14 protein-coding genes and 3 pseudogenes are annotated in these 15,275 nt (G+C 72.7%); 9 read left to right on the top strand and 8 right to left on the bottom strand.

The genetic code is table 11. The features are described 5' to 3' along the window. The first annotated feature begins 141 nt into the window (after positions 1-141). The 5 genes and pseudogenes from OHA65_RS04235 to OHA65_RS04215 all read left to right on the top strand — a co-directional run. Complete coding sequence (locus OHA65_RS04235; RefSeq protein WP_327281723.1) at positions 142-432, top strand: hypothetical protein; 291 nt, start codon at positions 142-144, stop codon at positions 430-432. A gap of 65 nt (positions 433-497) precedes the next feature. Next, entirely contained in the window at positions 498-887 is a 390-nt protein-coding gene (locus tag OHA65_RS04230) for a hypothetical protein (RefSeq protein WP_405761227.1), read from the top strand. A gap of 132 nt (positions 888-1,019) precedes the next feature. Then, on the top strand, positions 1,020-2,225 hold the full coding sequence (locus tag OHA65_RS04225; RefSeq protein ID WP_327281721.1) for a PP2C family protein-serine/threonine phosphatase: 1,206 nt from the start codon (positions 1,020-1,022) through the stop codon (positions 2,223-2,225). A gap of 9 nt (positions 2,226-2,234) precedes the next feature. Further along, positions 2,235-2,615, top strand: coding sequence for a VOC family protein (locus tag OHA65_RS04220; protein WP_327281720.1), 381 nt, complete (start codon positions 2,235-2,237; stop codon positions 2,613-2,615). A gap of 49 nt (positions 2,616-2,664) precedes the next feature. Continuing rightward, positions 2,665-2,956 (top strand): annotated as a pseudogene (locus tag OHA65_RS04215) (cytochrome P450); the annotation flags it as partial. On the opposite strand, the pseudogene OHA65_RS04210 reads toward OHA65_RS04215, so the two are convergent. The 3 genes and pseudogenes from OHA65_RS04210 to OHA65_RS04200 form a co-directional block, all read right to left on the bottom strand. Next, positions 2,949-3,627, bottom strand: a pseudogene (locus OHA65_RS04210) (potassium-transporting ATPase subunit C). The pseudogenes OHA65_RS04215 and OHA65_RS04210 overlap by 8 nt on opposite strands. 6 nt (positions 3,628-3,633) lie before the next feature. After that, a pseudogene (gene kdpB, locus OHA65_RS04205) lies at positions 3,634-5,352 on the bottom strand (potassium-transporting ATPase subunit KdpB); the annotation flags it as partial. Between the two features lie 18 nt (positions 5,353-5,370). Then, positions 5,371-6,024: a histidine kinase gene (locus OHA65_RS04200; protein WP_327281719.1), complete on the bottom strand. Its 654-nt coding sequence runs from the start codon at positions 6,022-6,024 to the stop codon at positions 5,371-5,373. Positions 6,025-6,225: 201 nt separating this feature from the next. Here OHA65_RS04200 and OHA65_RS04195 point away from each other — a divergent pair, with 201 nt between their 5' ends. Continuing rightward, positions 6,226-6,843, top strand: a complete 618-nt coding sequence (locus OHA65_RS04195; RefSeq protein ID WP_405761224.1) for a universal stress protein — start codon at positions 6,226-6,228, stop codon at positions 6,841-6,843. On the opposite strand, the gene OHA65_RS04190 is transcribed toward OHA65_RS04195, so the two are convergent. From OHA65_RS04190 to OHA65_RS04170, 5 genes are all read right to left on the bottom strand, one after another. Further along, on the bottom strand, positions 6,813-7,601 hold the full coding sequence (locus OHA65_RS04190; protein ID WP_328761608.1) for an aminotransferase class IV: 789 nt from the start codon (positions 7,599-7,601) through the stop codon (positions 6,813-6,815). The two genes, OHA65_RS04195 and OHA65_RS04190, sit on opposite strands and share 31 nt — an antisense overlap. Positions 7,602-7,627: 26 nt before the next feature. Beyond that, positions 7,628-9,055 (bottom strand): chloride channel protein, encoded by a 1,428-nt coding sequence (locus OHA65_RS04185; protein WP_405754547.1) that lies wholly within the window; start codon positions 9,053-9,055, stop codon positions 7,628-7,630. A 58-nt stretch (positions 9,056-9,113) separates the two neighbouring features. After that, positions 9,114-9,404, bottom strand: a complete 291-nt coding sequence (locus OHA65_RS04180) for an SHOCT domain-containing protein (protein WP_327281715.1) — start codon at positions 9,402-9,404, stop codon at positions 9,114-9,116. Between the two features lie 55 nt (positions 9,405-9,459). Further along, on the bottom strand, positions 9,460-9,933 hold the full coding sequence (locus tag OHA65_RS04175; RefSeq protein ID WP_327281714.1) for a DUF6325 family protein: 474 nt from the start codon (positions 9,931-9,933) through the stop codon (positions 9,460-9,462). Between the two features lie 208 nt (positions 9,934-10,141). Then, on the bottom strand, positions 10,142-10,849 hold the full coding sequence (locus OHA65_RS04170; RefSeq protein ID WP_327281713.1) for a GAP family protein: 708 nt from the start codon (positions 10,847-10,849) through the stop codon (positions 10,142-10,144). Between the two features lie 231 nt (positions 10,850-11,080). Here OHA65_RS04170 and OHA65_RS04165 point away from each other — a divergent pair, with 231 nt between their 5' ends. The 3 genes from OHA65_RS04165 to OHA65_RS04155 all read left to right on the top strand — a co-directional run bounded on the left by OHA65_RS04165 (position 11,081) and on the right by OHA65_RS04155 (position 15,274). Beyond that, a complete protein-coding gene (locus OHA65_RS04165) occupies positions 11,081-11,998 on the top strand; it encodes a YhjD/YihY/BrkB family envelope integrity protein (RefSeq protein ID WP_327281712.1) in 918 nt (305 codons plus the stop codon). A 96-nt stretch (positions 11,999-12,094) separates the two neighbouring features. Further along, a complete protein-coding gene (locus OHA65_RS04160; RefSeq protein ID WP_405754544.1) occupies positions 12,095-13,516 on the top strand; it encodes a DUF2252 domain-containing protein in 1,422 nt (473 codons plus the stop codon). A 132-nt stretch (positions 13,517-13,648) separates the two neighbouring features. Beyond that, on the top strand, positions 13,649-15,274 hold the full coding sequence (locus tag OHA65_RS04155; protein ID WP_327281710.1) for an MFS transporter: 1,626 nt from the start codon (positions 13,649-13,651) through the stop codon (positions 15,272-15,274). Position 15,275: the final 1 nt, after the last annotated feature.

Here is a 15,275-nt window from a genome sequence, read left to right as displayed (position 1 = left end):
GGACGGCGGACGGCGCACGGCGGATGGCGGAGGCCGACGGCGGACGGATGACGGCCGACGGTTGACGCGATCGGCGGACGCGAACGGGGCGCGGCATCGGGATACCGGCCGGCCGGCCGGGCGGTGGCTAGCCTGGGCTGCATGAACCCCTCCGTCGAGCCCGACCCCGCCTCCACACCGACCCCCGGCCGGTACACCGTCGTCCTGCGCCCGGGCCTCACCGAGCCCGGCGCCGCCGCCTCCCCCCGCCGGGGCGTGCTGCGTACGGCACTGGTCGTGGCCACCGGCGAATACGGGGCCTCGGGCTATCCGCGGTACGAGGGCGAGGGCGTCCAGGCCGACATCGACCCCGAGACCCGAACCGTCGAGGCGGTGACGCTCGACGGCGCGGAACTCCCGTACGGCTGGGTGGCCCAACTGTCCGACACCTGAGCCGGGGTCGAGTGCCGGGCCCGTGTGTAGCCTGAAGGCACGTTCGAACGGATGGGGCCCTGAAGGTGGACACCGACCGCCGGCACACTGCGATCCGGCTGCCCGAGGGCTCCTGGTGGGACTGGGAAGTGATCTCCTGGACTCCCGTGGAGCTCCGGCTGGCCGCCGGCCGTGACCTCACGTACTCCCACGGCTTGGAGCTCGTCTTCGGCGACCCCGTCTACGTCAGCTGCCCGGCGATGTTCCAGGACCCGGTCTTCCGGGAGCCGGCTGCCGACGAGGTGCGGCGGGTCGTCGAGGGGCTCGGTGAACAGCCCTCCGTGCTGGTTGCCTTCGAGGCTGATGGGGGTGGCCCGGCGCCGGTGTCCTGCCTCATCGCCGCGGAGCGGGTCGAGGTCGTGCGCGGGGTCGTGCCGAGGGCGGAGGGCCTGCGTCGGGGGCAGTCCGTGCCGTGACGGTCGGCGGTCGGTGGCTCCCCGGCGGCCCGTCCGCGGTGATCCGTGCGGCCGGCAGGCGCGCGGCGTGCGTGCGGGCGGCGGGAGGTGCTGGTGGAATGGCCTCTTCGGCTGCCGGGCCGGGGAGGTGTCTTGTCGGAGCATGACGGGAGGTCCGCCGGGCCCCCTGCGGAGTACGAGGCGTTGCTCGCGCGGCTCCACGCGACGGAAGCCGCGGCCGAGCAGATCGGGACGAGGCCCAACGAGACCGCCATCTGCGAGGAACTGGCCGGATTCCTCTTCCGGAACCTCTGCGACGCCGTCGCGGTGGACCTGCGGGCCGAGGACGGCCGCCTGAACCGCATCGCGGCGGCCGGGGCGGTCGGCCTGCTGGCGGCGCGCCCCGGCGGGTCGCCCTCCGTACGGGCCGTGGACGGCGGGCACCCCCTCTCCGAGTGGACGGTGCTCGCAAGCGGCACTCCCGTACACCTCCTGTCCGTGCCGCTGCCGGCCCGGAACCGGGTGTACGGCGAGGTGGTGGCCGTACGCGCGCAGGGCCGCTTCAGCGACCACGAAGCGGCGACGATCCACTTCACGGCCCGTCTCGCGGCGATGCACCTGGGCCATGCCCGGGAGCTGGCCGCCACCGAGGACACCGCGATGCACCTGCAGCGGGCGCTGGTGTCCGAGCCGGGCCGTCCGCACCCCAACCTGGAGATGGCCAGCCGCTATCTGCCGGTCGGCACCGGGGCCCTGGTGGGCGGGGACTGGTTCGAGACGGTGCGGCTCCACTTCGGCCGGACCCTGTTGGTGGTCGGGGACGTGATGGGCCACGGGCTCGCTGCCGCGGTGGACATGAACGCCTACCGCTCGACGCTGCGCGACGTGGCCGCCACCGACCTCGCCCCGCACCGCGTGCTGCGCCAGCTGGACGCGCTGGTGGCCGAGGACCCGGCCCGCCGGCCGGCCACCTGTCTGCTGGTACGGGTCGACCCCACGCGCGGTGTCGCGGACTTCGCCAGCGCCGGCCATCTGCCGCCGGCGGTCTTCGGAGCGGACAGCACGGCCGCGCTGGTCGAGGTCCCCGTGGGTCCGCCGCTGGGCACCGGTGTCGGCGGCTACGAGGGCATCACCCGGGCCATCACCACCGAGGAGACCCTGCTGATGTTCACCGACGGGCTGGTGGAGCGGCGGGGCGAGGACATCGACCTGTCGCTGGCCCGGCTGGCGGGGCTGCGGCTGCCGGTGGGTGCGGCGGTGGAGGAGCTGGTGGACGCGGTGGTGGCGGGCCTGGACGCCCGCCATGCCGAGGACGACGTCGCCGTACTCGCGGCCCGCATCCGCCGCCGCAGGGCGTAGGCTCGCCGCATGCCGCTGGAGTGGGAACAGGCCGTCGTGGACGCCCGGGACCCGGCCGCTCTGGGCCGTTGGTGGGCACGGGCGCTGGGGTGGGTCGTCGTGAACGACTCGCCGGACGAGTTCGAGATCCGCCCGGCCCCCGACCGGCTGCCGGGGCTGATCTTCGAACCGGTGACGGCGCCGAAGCCGGAGCGGTCGAAGAACCGCCTCCACTTGGACTTCCGCCCGGTCGACCAGGCGGCGGAAGTCGAGCGCCTCCTCGAACTCGGGGCCCGCCACGCCGATGTGGGCCAGGGCGAGGACGTGACATGGGTGGTCCTCGCGGACCCGGAGGGCAACGAGTTCTGCATCCTGTCCTCCCGCCGGGGTCGTGACCTCAAGACGACGTGAGGGTGCGGAGTCGTCTGCGGTCTGCATGACCATCCGTGCGGATCGGCTGGCCGGCGAGAGCATCACCCTCTCCGTCGAGGCCGCCAACCGCGACCCGCTCCGCTTCGCCGACCCCGACGCGCTCGATGTCCGCCGCAGGGCCACCGGACAGCTCGGCTTCGGGCACGGCATCCACCAGTGCCTCGGGGCCCAACTCGCGCGCGTCGAGATGCGCGTCGCCCTGCCCTCGCTCCTCGCTCCTCGCCCGGTTCCCGGGGCTGCGCCTCGCCGTCCCCGCACAGGACGTGCCCCTGCGTACCGGTATGAACATCTACGGGGTGCACCCGGTCACCCTCATCTGACGGTCAGTGCCTTGAGCGCGGTGTTGAGCTCCAGGACGTTGACGCGGGGCTCTCCCATGAAGCCGAGGGTGCGGCCGCTGGTGTGGTCCTTGACGAGCTCCGCGACCCGTCCCGCGTCGAGGTGGTTCCGCTCGGCGACCCGGTGCACCTGGATCCGGGCGTACTCCGGGGAGATGTGCGGGTCGAGGCCGGAGCCGGAGGAGGTGACGGCGTCGGCCGGCACGTCCTGCGGCCCGACCCGGTACGTGGCCGTCGAGTTGTCCGCGATCACGGCGGCCTTGGCCTCGGTGACCTGCTCGACCAGGTCCGGATTGTCGCCGGCCTTGTTGGTGGCGCCGGAGAGGAGCAGCGAGTACTGCTGGTTGACGCTGATTGGAGCCGAGGCCGTGGGAGGGGCGCGGCTGGAACCACTTCAGGTCAGGCCGAGCCGCTTCCGCGGGATCGTCGGGGTTCGCCCCGGTCAGGTCGTAGGTCTGTCCTATCAGGGAGGAGCCGACGACCCGGCCGTTCTCGTCCTTGAGTTCGGAACCGTTGGCCCGGTCCGCGAAGGAGACCTGGGCGATGCCGGTCACGGCGAGGGGGTACAGGACGCCGCACAGGACGGTGAGGACGAGCAGGGCCCGCAGGCCCGCGCCGGTCAGCCGCACGGTGTTGCCGATGGAGTTGTTCATAGCTGATCAGCCGATTCCCGGGATGAGGGTGATGAGCATGTCGATGATCTTGATGCCGATGAAGGGGGCGATCAGGCCGCCGAGCCCGTAGATCCCCAGATTGCGGCGGAGCATCCTGTCGGCGCTGGTCGGCCGGTACCGGACGCCCTTCAGGGCCAGCGGCACCAGGGCGATGATGATCAGCGCGTTGAAGATCACGGCGGACAGGATCGCGGAGTTCGGCGAGTGCAGGCCCATGATGTTGAGCTCGTCGAGCCCCGGGTAGACCACGGCGAACATGGCCGGGATGATCGCGAAGTACTTCGCGACGTCGTTGGCGATCGAGAAGGTCGTCAAGGCGCCCCGGGTGATCAGGAGTTGCTTGCCGATTTCGACGATCTCGATGAGCTTGGTGGGGTCGGAGTCCAGGTCCACCATGTTCCCGGCCTCCTTGGCGGCCGAGGTGCCCGTGTTCATCGCCACGCCAACGTCCGCCTGGGCCAGGGCCGGTGCGTCGTTCGTACCGTCGCCGGTCATTGCGACGAGCTTGCCGCCCGCCTGCTCCCGTTTGATGAGGGCCATCTTGTCCTCGGGCGTGGCCTCGGCGAGGAAGTCGTCGACGCCCGCCTCCTGCGCGATGGCCTTGGCGGTCAGCGGGTTGTCACCCGTGATCATGACCGTCTTGATGCCCATGCGGCGCAACTCGTCGAAGCGCTCCCGCATGCCCGCCTTGACGACGTCCTTGAGGTGGACGACACCCAGGACGCGGGCGCCCCCGCCGTCCTCGACGGCGACCAGCAGTGGCGTGCCGCCCGCTTCGGAGATCAGGTCGGCGAGGACGTCCGCGTCGTCGGCGACGCGGCCGCCCCGCTCCTTCACCCAGGTGATGACCGAACCGGCGGCGCCCTTGCGGGTCTTGCGGCCGTCCACGTCCACACCCGACATGCGGGTCTGGGCGGTGAAGGCGATCCACTCGGCGTGGGCGAGTTCGCCCTGGTGGCGCTCGCGGAGCCCGTACTTCTCCTTGGCGAGGACCACGATGGAGCGACCCTCGGGGGTCTCGTCGGCCAGCGACGACAGCTGCGCGGCGTCGGCCAGTTCGGCCTCGCTGACGCCCTTGACGGGGACGAACTCGGCGGCCTGCCGGTTGCCGAGGGTGATCGTGCCCGTCTTGTCGAGCAGGAGCGTCGACACGTCGCCGGCGGCCTCGACGGCCCGCCCGGACATGGCCAGGACGTTGCGCTGGACCAGCCGGTCCATGCCCGCGATGCCGATCGCCGAGAGCAGGGCGCCGATGGTCGTCGGGATCAGGCAGACCAGCAGCGCGGTCAGCACGATCATCGACTGCTCGGCGCCGGCGTAGATCGCGAACGGCTGCAGGGTGACCACGGCCAGCAGGAAGACGATCGTCAGCGAGGCGAGCAGGATGTTCAGCGCGATCTCGTTCGGCGTCTTCTGCCGGGCCGCGCCCTCGACGAGCGCGATCATCCGGTCGATGAAGGTCTCGCCCGGCTTCGTCGTGATCTTGACGACGATCCGGTCCGAGAGGACCTTCGTACCGCCCGTGACGGCGCAGCGGTCGCCCCCGGACTCCCGGATGACGGGCGCGGACTCGCCGGTGATGGCGGACTCGTCGACCGAGGCGACGCCTTCCACGACGTCCCCGTCGCCCGGGATGACGTCCCCGGCCCCGCACACCACCAGGTCGCCGATCCGCAGGTCCGTGCCGGGGACCTGCTCCTCGCCGGAGCTGCGGTGGGCCGCTCAGCCGCGGTGGGCCGGACCGGCTGCGTCCAGGGCCGCGCCGGCCTGCGCGGCCAGCGCCACGGCGGCGAGGCGGGCCCCTTCCGGAGGAAGGGCGCCAGGCACCGGGTCGAGCAGGAAACGCCCGTGGCAGTGGCCGCCGCCGACGGCACGGAGCTCGGTTTCGCCGTCGGGCCACCGGTCGGGCCAGTACACGGCCTCGGTGGCCCCGGCGCCGTGGCCGAGCCACACGCTGCCGTCGTGTTCCAGCCGGGGCAGCTGCCCGCTGAGCGACCCGTGCGCGAAGCGGCAGCCGTGCAGCTCCAGCAGGCCGACCAGCTCGTGCCGCACCCGCTCGACGACGGCTCCGGGGGAGGCCCCGTCCTCGGCGAACCGGGCCGTTCCCTCCAGCCGGGCCAGGTACGAGTCATCGGCGGTCACCGCACCCCGCAGGCGGTGTGCGCGGACCGCGAGCCGGCAGACGACCAGGCCGAGGACCGCGGCCAGAGCCAGGACCAGGGCGGCGCTCGTCGCCGACGGACCCGCGCTCACGAGCACGAGCACGAGCACGAAGGCGAGGCCGAGGGTGAGGCCGAGGGCGAGCGCCATCAGGAAGGAGGCCGCGAGGGCCGTGGTCAGCGCGGTGCGGTCGTCGTGGAATCGGTACCCGGACACGTGCTGCCTCCCGTCAGAGCCGGTGGTGTCCCCCCCCGTCTCCACGATGCCCGCACGGCCCGCCTCGGCATCGGGGCCGCACGGCCTTTTGACGGGTTCCGTACGGTGTGCGGTTTCCGCCGCGGACCCGCGGCCCCCGGCATCAGGAACCCGTCAGGGTTTCCCGCCCCGGCATCAGAAGGACGTCAGCACCGCAGTCCGGTGCCCGCGCGGAGCCGTTGCGGAGGCCCGCGGAAACCGAGCAGGAAAGGCGGGACGGTGCCAGGACGAATCGTGGCGGGTACGTGCGGATCCCCCGGAAGCTTCACGGCATTGCACCGTGCACGGGACGAGGCCCGCGCACGCGACGCGGAACTATGGGTCGTACTGGCCTGGCAGCCGCCGCTGGACGGACCGGGCGCCCGGCGCGGCTCAGGCGGTACGCCGCTGCTCGCCGCATCCCGGGACGCGGCGGTGTCGCGGCTGAGGGACGTTCTGGGAAGTGCCTTCGGCACGGGCGCGCCGGGCGTGACGCTGGCCGGACTGGCCGTCCGGGGCACCCCGGGCGCCGCACTGCTGGAGACGGTCCGCGATGCCGGTGACCTGCTCGTCGTCGGTACGGGCTCGCGGCGCCCGCTGCTGCGCGCGCTGCGGCCGTCGGTGGCCCGGTACTGCCTGGCACACGCCCCCTGCCCGGTCCTTGCCGTGCCGCCCAGCCCGCTCCAGGCCGACCTCTACGCCGTGCGCCGGAGCATCGCGTGGCGCCGGCCGCTCGACACCGCCGGTCTCCCGCCCGGGTCCGTGTCTCCTCACAGGCGGTCCGGGGGAACGGCGGCATAGGCCTCGCGCAGTGAAGCGACCACCGGGTCGTCGGTGCGGAACACGATGTCGTCGATCGCGGCCACCGCCCGAACGCCGATGCCCGTGCTCGTCGCGAACGCCGCCCGCAGGGACCGCAGTCGGCCGTCCGTCACCGGCGCCGTGACATGGCGGTCACCGCCGGCCCGGAGCAGTCGCATCGTGATCCCGGGGAGCACGTCGGCCCGCGGCCAGACAACGGTCCCGGCTTCGTCGACGAAGCCGATGTTCCAGGTGCAGCCTTCGCAGACCTGCCCGTCCGTACCGACGAACAGCACGTCGTCGAACCCGGCGAGCCGGGCCGCGCGCCGCAGCCGCAACTGTCCGAACAGCGCCACGTGTTTCACCGACGGTGCCTCGCGCTGGAAGGCGATCCGCTGTACGCGCAGCGCGGGCAGCGGCCGGCCGGCGCCCGCCGCGGGCCGGGTCGTCACCAGCACGCACGGCTGCCCCGCGCGCTCCGGAGCCGTCAGCTCCAACTCCGGGTCGAAGACCGTGACGCGCACCATGAACGCCCCTGCCCGCCCGCCTGCTTCCTTCCGTACGCACTCCCGCACCCACTCGGGATCCAGCTCCGCGCCGAACACCGCACGGCAGTCCGCGACCAGCCGGTCGAGGTGCAGCGCCAGCCCCCGCACCGCCCCGTCCTCCACCGCCATGGTGGTGAAGTGCCCGTAATTGGTGAGCGCGAGGGCCTGCAGGGCCGCGAGGGGGACGGGGGAGCCGTTCAGGGATGCCATACCCGCAGTCTGCACGCCCCGTACTGCTACGGGGCGGTGGGGGCGGACGGGGCGGGACGGGGCATGCGGCCCACCGGGGGGACCGCGGGGCCGGCCGGCAGGAGTCCCGAGGTCACGAAGGCGACGACGGCGGACAGGATCGCCACCGGCATCACCGCGGTGCTGCCGAGCACCAGGACCACGAGGAGCACGCTGCTGACCGGTAGCCGCAACGCAGTCGTGGTGGCGGCGGCCAGCCCGGCGGCCAGTCCCGCGCCGATGCCCAGCCCGGGCAGCGGCGCCAGCAGGACGCCCGCCGCGGCGCCGAGGAACAGCGACGGGAAGATCGGGCCACCGCGCAGGCTGCCGAGGCACAGGGAGAAGGCGGCGCCCTTGCACAGGAGGACGGCGATCAGTGCGCCCACCCCCCAGGCCTGCGGATCGCCGGCCAGCTCGGCCAGCGCGGCCTGGCCCGAGGAGGCCACGTCCGCGGGCGAACGGCCGGTGCCCAGGGCGTAGGCGGCGGCGCAGACACCGGCGCCGAGCCCGCACAGCGCCGTCACGATCAGGGGCCGTCGGGCGACGCGGACGGAGGTCACCCGCCCGCCGTACTGGATGAGGGCCACGGCGGCGGAGAGGGCCACGGAGATAACGATCGCCCAGAGCACGTCACCGGCGTCCAGACGGGGGAAGTCCACGCCCGACTTGAGCGTCAGGCTCCCGGTCTCCAGGCCGGTCCACCGGCCGAAGCCGGTGAAGACGAGCGAACCGATGCCGCTCGACAGCAGTGCGGGCAGCATGACGGCGAACAGTTGCGGGCCGCCCACGCCCGCGACTTCCATCAGCAGGACGGCGGCGATCAGCGGATTCCCGAAGATGGCGGAGATCGCCGCGGCCGCGCCGGCCGCGCCCAGCAGCGCGGTGCTCATCGGTGTTTCCGGTGTCCCGGTGAGGTGCCGGAAGGCGATCGCGAGTCCGCCGCCCAGCGCGATGAGCGGGGCTTCGGGGCCGAGGGTGGCGCCGAGCGGAAGGCTGAACACGGCCGCGAGGACCACTCCCGGCAGGGCGGCGGCTCCGGGACCGCCCGGGTGCAGGCCGGAGGCGGGGACGTGCCCGCCCGCCCCGGGGAAACGGGTGACGATCTGTCCGACGCAGACACCCGAGAGCAGCAGCAGCGGAAGCGGCCACCACCAGGGCGGGGAGTCGTGGCCGAGGGCACGGGGGAGGTCCGCCCACACCAGGCGCTCCAGTTCCTGGAGCCCGGCGAGGAACCAGAACGCGGCCAGCGAGACCGGAATGCTGATGAGCCCGCAGAACAGCAGGGTCTTCAGGTAGCCGGGAGTCCGCAGCAGCTCGCGGAGCTTCTCGGCCTCCGTCGGCTGCGCCGTCGCGGCCCGGGCGGGCGGAGGGGCTCCCGAGGGCGAACCCGGCTGCCCGGGCTGCGGCCGTGGGCTCGGCTGCGTCGGCTGCGTCATGGGGCCGTTCCTTCCCGTCCCCCGTCCCTGCCCGGTGCGTCCGGAGCCGGGTGCTCGGTCAGCCGAGGAGCCGGCGCTTCTGTTCGGCGAATTCCTCTTCGGTCAGCACTCCCTGGTCCTTGAGCGTACTGAGCTGCTTGAGCTGGTCGATCTTGGTGGTCATGTCGTCGCCGGCGGGGGCCGGGGCGGGGGCGGGAGGCGGGGGCGGCGGGGGCGCGGCCTCGGCCGGTTGCGGGGCCTCCTGCTCGGCCCATCGGCCGGCCTGCCGCCGGGACACCCGGTTGGACACGGCGGTGGCGGTGCCGGCGACGACGGCGGTACGGGCGACTCCGCGAAGAAGTCCGGGCATGGTGCTCATCTCCAGGGGTGCGGCGAAGCAGGTGCAAACGGGACTGCGGCCGTCCTCACCCGTCGTCGGACGGGATCTCGATGGCGTCCAGCGACGCGAGCAGCGCTTGGACGGGGATCCGGCCGGCCGCCACGAGCTGGGCGCCTCCGCGACGCAGTTCACGGGCGAACGGCGCCGCCCACGTGTTCTCGTACACGATGATCCCCGCCGAGTTCCCCGGCTCCAGGGCGATGCCGGCGTCGTCGATGTCGCTCTGGTCCAGCAGACCGGACGAGGCTCCCTCGAAGACCGACAGGTCGACCTCCGAGCCGAAGTCCTGCAGTTCCACCGCCGTCACCGAGCCGTCCAGGTCCTTGCGGACGAAGACCAGGTCGAAGATCCGGATGATGCCGCGATCGACGAGATCGACGAGGAGGGGGAGTCCCTTGCCCGTCATCTTGTTGCCCGGAAACTCGATCACGACGTAGTCCACGGGGCCCATGTCGTCGATGTCGCCGACCCCGATGGATTCCTCGGCCTCGCTGCTCATGGCTGCTCCTGTCGGGCTGGGGGAGGGAGGGGACGTCGAGCCGGCCCCTGGTCCGTGGGCGCCCGGTTCCGCCAGCCAAAGGCCGGGCCGGACATCACCCCCACCATTCCAGCACCGCGTCCGCACCTTCGCACATCCGGAACCGCACCTGTCGGGAGGACCGAGCGGGCCGGGCGGGCGGAACGGCCGACGGGCCGGGGGCAGCTGCTCAGCCGGTCAGCTGGTAGATGCTCTTGCCGGTCAGGTACAGGCCGAGAACCAGGCAGATCACGACGATCGCCTGCTGCGAGTGGTCCTTCAGCCAGCCGCGCAGGCGCAGCAGCCGGGCCTGGGCCACCTCGGGTGCGAACACGATGTAGAGCTCGGCGGCCAGCAGGCTCGCGGTCGCGAGCAGGCAGAAGCCGAACAGGGCCGCGTAGGTGGACGCGTGCGAGGTGTTCGCCTCCAGCACGGTCGTCGCACCCGCCGCCACCATGCCCCACGGCTGGACGAGCACGGCCAGGCCCGCCACCGCCCAGATCGAGCTCCCGTCCAGGCCCTTGGCCACCTTGTCGGCCGAATCCTCGTGGGCCTCCGGGGCGGGAGGTGCCGCGCCATCCGCCGCAGCACCCGCCCGGACCGCGTCGCTCCCCCGCATGAGGCGGCGGCGGTGCAGCCCGTAGAACACGAGCCCGATCCCGATGGCCAACTTGGCCGCGAGCCCCGCCACGCCGGGCGGGGAACGCGGCGGCAGGGGCTCGCCGTCGGTCAGCGCGAGGACGGCCGCGATCACCGCGACGAAGCAGGCGAGCCAGGCCAGAATGAAGGCCAGGCCCTTCCACACGCCCCTGGCGGAGGACACCACGAGTGCGAACGCCATCAGCGGCAGCGGGTCGAGCGTGATGGCCAGTGCGATCAGCATGAGGTCGAGAACCATGGCGCCCCCAGCGTGTGACGGCGTACGACGTCGACCCTACGCAGGGAACCCGTCCGCGACACCTTTTCCCGGCGCGGTGCCGGGGACCGGTTCGAGGTGCCGCGCCCGGCCGCATCCTCCAACCTGGACGCAGACGAAGGAGAGACCCATGGCGACGACCGCTCCGCTGGTGCCGTCGCGGGTGTCCGGCCCTCCGCCCGCCTCTCCGCCGTCCCCCTCCCCGGTGCGCTGATGGCTTCCGGCAAACGCGCGCGCGGCGCCCCGCACCCCTCGTGGTGGCGGACCCGGTCGCGCAACGCGGCGGAGACGGCCCGGCGCCTCCAGCGCGAGGCGGAGACCCGCTTCCCCGTGATCACCCACATTGCGGAGCGCATGGTGTCGGTGGACATCTTCGACTCCGCGACGCGGCTCGCCGCACAGTGCTTCCTGACCGCCGTGCCGCTGGTCTTCGCCGTCGCGTCGTTCGCCCCGAAGGCAGTACAGGAGCAACTGGCCGAATCCGTGCGCACGGTGTTCGGGCTCAGTGGCGAGGCGAGCGAACAACTGAACGACATCTTCGCCAGCGGCTCCGACCCGGAATTGCAGAACGCGGTGGGCCTGGTGGGCGCCCTGATGGTGCTGGTGGCGTCGACCGCGGTCAGCCGTGCCATGCAGCGCCTGTGCAAACGGGCGTGGGAGATCCCGCGGTCGGGGGTGCGGATCGCGATCTGGCGCTGGGTCGCCTGGATCGCCGTCTGGATCTGCGTGCTGATCGTGCAGGGACCGGTGCGCGAGGGGTTCGGAGCCGGACTGTGGCTGGGCATTCCCCTCACGCTCGTCTTCCTGACGCTGGTGTGGTGGTGGACCCAGCACCTCCTGCTGGGCGGCTTGGTCGGCTGGCTCCCCCTCCTGCCGGGATCGGTGCTCACCGCCGTGGGCGCCACCGCCCTGTCGGTCGCCGCGCGCTTCTACATGCCGCGCGCCCTTAACCGGGCGCTGAGCGAATACGGGCCCGCCGGCTCCGTTTTCGTCCTGCTGTCATGGCTGATCGTGGTGTGCGTGTCCGTCGCCGTCGGCGTCACGGCGGGCGCCGTCCTGGCGCAGGAGCCGTTCCTGGCCGGGCGGCTGGGCAGCCCGGCCCCCAAGCGGTCGAGGGCGGAGCAGGGCTGAGGGCCCGGCTCTCGCACCGGGCCGCACCGTACGGCGCCGCCGTGCCGGAAGTGCCATGCTGGGCAGCGGGGGCCCGAGCGCCCTGGAGGTGCAGCGATGGCAAGGGATGCCGCAGGGGTGGAGAACGGCACACGCTGGCTGTCCGCCGAGGAGCGGGCCGAACGCGGCCGCGCCGCCCGGCGCCGGACACCCCGCTCCGCGCACGGGGAGTTCGAACCGCCCGCACCCCGGCAGGATCCGGTGGACGTGCTCGAAGGACAGTCGGCCGGCCGGGTACCGGAGCTGGTGCCCATCCGCTACGGGCGGATGTCAGAGTCTCCGTTCCGCTTCTACCGGGGCGCCGCCGCCGTCATGGCGGGCGACCTGGCCCACACCCCGGAATCGGGCCTACGGGTCCAGCTCTGCGGGGACGCCCACATGCTGAACTACGGGCTGCTCGGCTCCCCGGAGCGGAACCTGCTGTTCGACATCAACGACTTCGACGAGACGCTGCCCGGGCCGTGGGAATGGGACCTCAAGCGGCTGACCGTGAGCCTGGCCATCGCGGGGCGGGAGAACGGTTTCACCGACCGCGAGCGCGCCGAGATCGTCCAGTCCGCAGGCAGGTCCTACCGCGAGCAGATGCGCCGCTACGCGGGCATGAGCCACCTCGACGTCTGGTACGCGCGCATCGACGCGGAGCAGCTCCGCGCCCTCGCGGCGACGGAACTGCGCTCCCGCGGCCGCAAACAGGTCGACGAGACGCTGCTGAAGGCACGTGGACGCGACAGCCTCCAGGCCGCAGGGAAACTCACCGAGGTGGTCGGCGGGGAACGCCAGTTCCGATCGATGCCGCCCCTGGTCACGCCCCTGTGGGAGCTGCTGCCGGACGAGGAGCGCAGCACGTTGGAGGACCAGATCCGCGACATGATCGAACACTACGGGCAGACCCTCCCCTCGGACCGGCGGCACCTGCTGCGCCGGTTCACCCTCGTCGACATGGCGCGCAAGGTGGTGGGCGTCGGAAGCGTGGGGACCCGGTGCTGGATCATCCTGCTCGTGGGCCGGGACGGCGACGACCCGTTGATCCTCCAGGCCAAAGAGGCAGGCGAATCCGTCCTCGCCCCGTACGCCGGCGCCGGTGAGCACTCCATGCAGGGCGAGCGGGTGGTGGCCGGACAGCGCCTGATGCAGGCAGCGAGCGACATCTTCCTGGGCTGGTACCGGGCGCACGGCATCGACGGCCGCGAGCGGGACTTCTACGTGCGGCAGTTGCGGGACTGGAAGGGGAGCGTCGAGCCCGCGCTCATGGAGCCGCGCGGCATGCGGACGTACGGGGACCTGTGCGGCGCCACGCTGGCCCGCGCCCACGCCCGCTCCGGCGACCGGATCGCCATCGCCGCCTACCTGGGCAGCAGCGACGTCTTCGACCAGGCGCTGGTGCGGTTCGCGGAAAGCTACGCCGACCGCAACGAGCGTGACCACCGGGCGCTGGTGGACGCGGTGGCCTCGGGCCGGGTGGCGGCGGAGTCGGCGTGAGCGCGGGCGTGAGCGGGTGCGGGACCGCCGGCGGGTCGCCCCGCCCGACGGCCGCAAGGCGCTCGGCGCCAGTCGGCTGACCCACGCGGCGAGCCGACACGTGGCCGCCCGCAGCCGTGGGAGGCTCCGTCCATGACAGCCGAGGCACACCCGACACCCACTGCCGGGAAGGCGAAGGACGCACGGCTCGTCCTGCTGACCCTGGCGGCCGGACAGTTCCTGATGGCCCTGGACAGTTCGGTCATGAACGTCTCGATCGCGACGGTCGCGGAGGACATCGGCACCACCGTCAGCGGTCTGCAGGGCGCGATCACGGCCTACACCCTGGTCATGGCGATGCTGATGATCAGCGGTGGCAAGGTCGGCGCGCTCGTCGGCCGCAGACGGGCCTTCATGATCGGCTGCGTCATCTACGGGTGTGGCTCCCTCACCACGTCACTCGCCCCGAACCTCACCGTCCTGCTGCTGGGCTGGTCGGTCCTGGAGGGCGTGGGCGCGGCACTGATCATGCCGGCGATCGTGGCGCTCGTCGCCTCCAACTTCTCCGTGGAACGCAGGCCGGCCGCGTACGGGCTGGTCGCCGCCGCGGGAGCGGTGGCGATCGCCCTGGGGCCGCTCATCGGCGGCGTGGCGACCACGTTCTTCTCCTGGCGCTGGGTGTTCGCCGGCGAGGTCGTGGTCGTGCTGGCCATCCTGCTGTTCGGCCGCCGGGTCGCCGACGCGCCCCTCGGCCCCCGACCGCACATCGACGTCCTGGGCGCGATCGTGTCCGCGCTGGGCATCGGGCTGTTCGTCTTCGCCGTGCTGCGCACGAGCGAATGGGGCTGGTTCCGGCCCAAGGCCGGCGCACCGGCCTGGTTCAACCTCTCACCGGTCGTCTGGCTGATGATGGCGGGCCTCTTCCTCATCTGGCTGTTCTTCCGCTGGGAGAGGCGCCTGGCGGCACGCGGGGCCGAACCGCTGGTCGATCCGGACCTCGGGAGCAACCGGCAGCTCACCGGCGGCCTCACGATGTTCTTCTTCCAGTACCTCGTACAGATGGGCGTGTTCTTCGTCGTCCCGCTCTACCTGTCCGTCGCGCTGGGCCTGTCCGCCGTCAAGACGGGCGTGCTGATCCTGCCGCTGTCCATCTCCCTGCTGGCAGCCGCGATCGGGATCCCCCGGTTCCGCCCCGACGCCTCACCGCGGCGCGTGGTGCGGCTCGGGGTCCTGCTGATGCTCGCGGGCGCCGTCGTGCTGCTGGCCACCCTGGACGAGGAATCTGGGGCGGGCGTCGTCACCGTGCCGCTGCTGCTGATCGGACTGGGGATGGGGGCGCTGGCCTCCCAGCTCGGGGCCGTCACCGTCTCGGCGGTCCCGGACGAGCAGAGCGCCGAGATCGGCGGCATCCAGAACACCATCACCAACCTCGGCGCGTCGATCGGCACGGCGGTCGCCGGTTCCATCCTGATCACCGTGCTGACCTCGTCGTTCCTCACGGCCATCGAGCAGAGCCCGGCGGTCCCCGCCGAGGTCAAGAGCCAGGCGAACGTCAAACTCGTGGGAGGTGCGCCCTTCCTGTCGGACGTCCAGCTCACCGAAGCGCTCGAAGAGGCGGGTGCCAAATCCGAGGTGACCCAGGCGGCACTCGACGCGAACGCCACCGCCCGGATCGACGGCCTGCGCGCCTCCCTCGGCATCCTCGCCCTCGCCGCGCTGGTGGCGCTCTTCTTCACCCAGCGCATCCCCGACACCCAGCCGGGGGCGGCGCGCCCCTGAG

It is taken from the genome of Streptomyces sp. NBC_00045, from assembly GCF_045041095.1.
Classification (GTDB): Bacteria; Actinomycetota; Actinomycetes; order Streptomycetales; family Streptomycetaceae; genus Streptomyces.
This window is presented reverse-complemented; position numbering and strand designations above follow the sequence as displayed.

Bases quoted from the DNA above. Each gene is read 5' to 3' on its own strand.
- OHA65_RS04190 (WP_328761608.1), bottom strand. From the start codon at position 7,601: ATGGCATCCCTGAACGGCTCCCCCGTCCCCCTCGCGGCCCTGCAGGCC.
- OHA65_RS04185 (WP_405754547.1), bottom strand. From the start codon at position 9,055: ATGACGCAGCCGACGCAGCCGAGCCCACGGCCGCAGCCCGGGCAGCCG.
- OHA65_RS04165 (WP_327281712.1), top strand. From the start codon at position 11,081: ATGGCTTCCGGCAAACGCGCGCGCGGCGCCCCGCACCCCTCGTGGTGG.
- OHA65_RS04155 (WP_327281710.1), top strand. From the start codon at position 13,649: ATGACAGCCGAGGCACACCCGACACCCACTGCCGGGAAGGCGAAGGAC.
- OHA65_RS04160 (WP_405754544.1), top strand. From the start codon at position 12,095: ATGGCAAGGGATGCCGCAGGGGTGGAGAACGGCACACGCTGGCTGTCC.
- OHA65_RS04180 (WP_327281715.1), bottom strand. From the start codon at position 9,404: ATGCCCGGACTTCTTCGCGGAGTCGCCCGTACCGCCGTCGTCGCCGGC.
- OHA65_RS04175 (WP_327281714.1), bottom strand. From the start codon at position 9,933: ATGAGCAGCGAGGCCGAGGAATCCATCGGGGTCGGCGACATCGACGAC.
- OHA65_RS04170 (WP_327281713.1), bottom strand. From the start codon at position 10,849: ATGGTTCTCGACCTCATGCTGATCGCACTGGCCATCACGCTCGACCCG.
- OHA65_RS04220 (WP_327281720.1), top strand. From the start codon at position 2,235: ATGCCGCTGGAGTGGGAACAGGCCGTCGTGGACGCCCGGGACCCGGCC.
- OHA65_RS04235 (WP_327281723.1), top strand. From the start codon at position 142: ATGAACCCCTCCGTCGAGCCCGACCCCGCCTCCACACCGACCCCCGGC.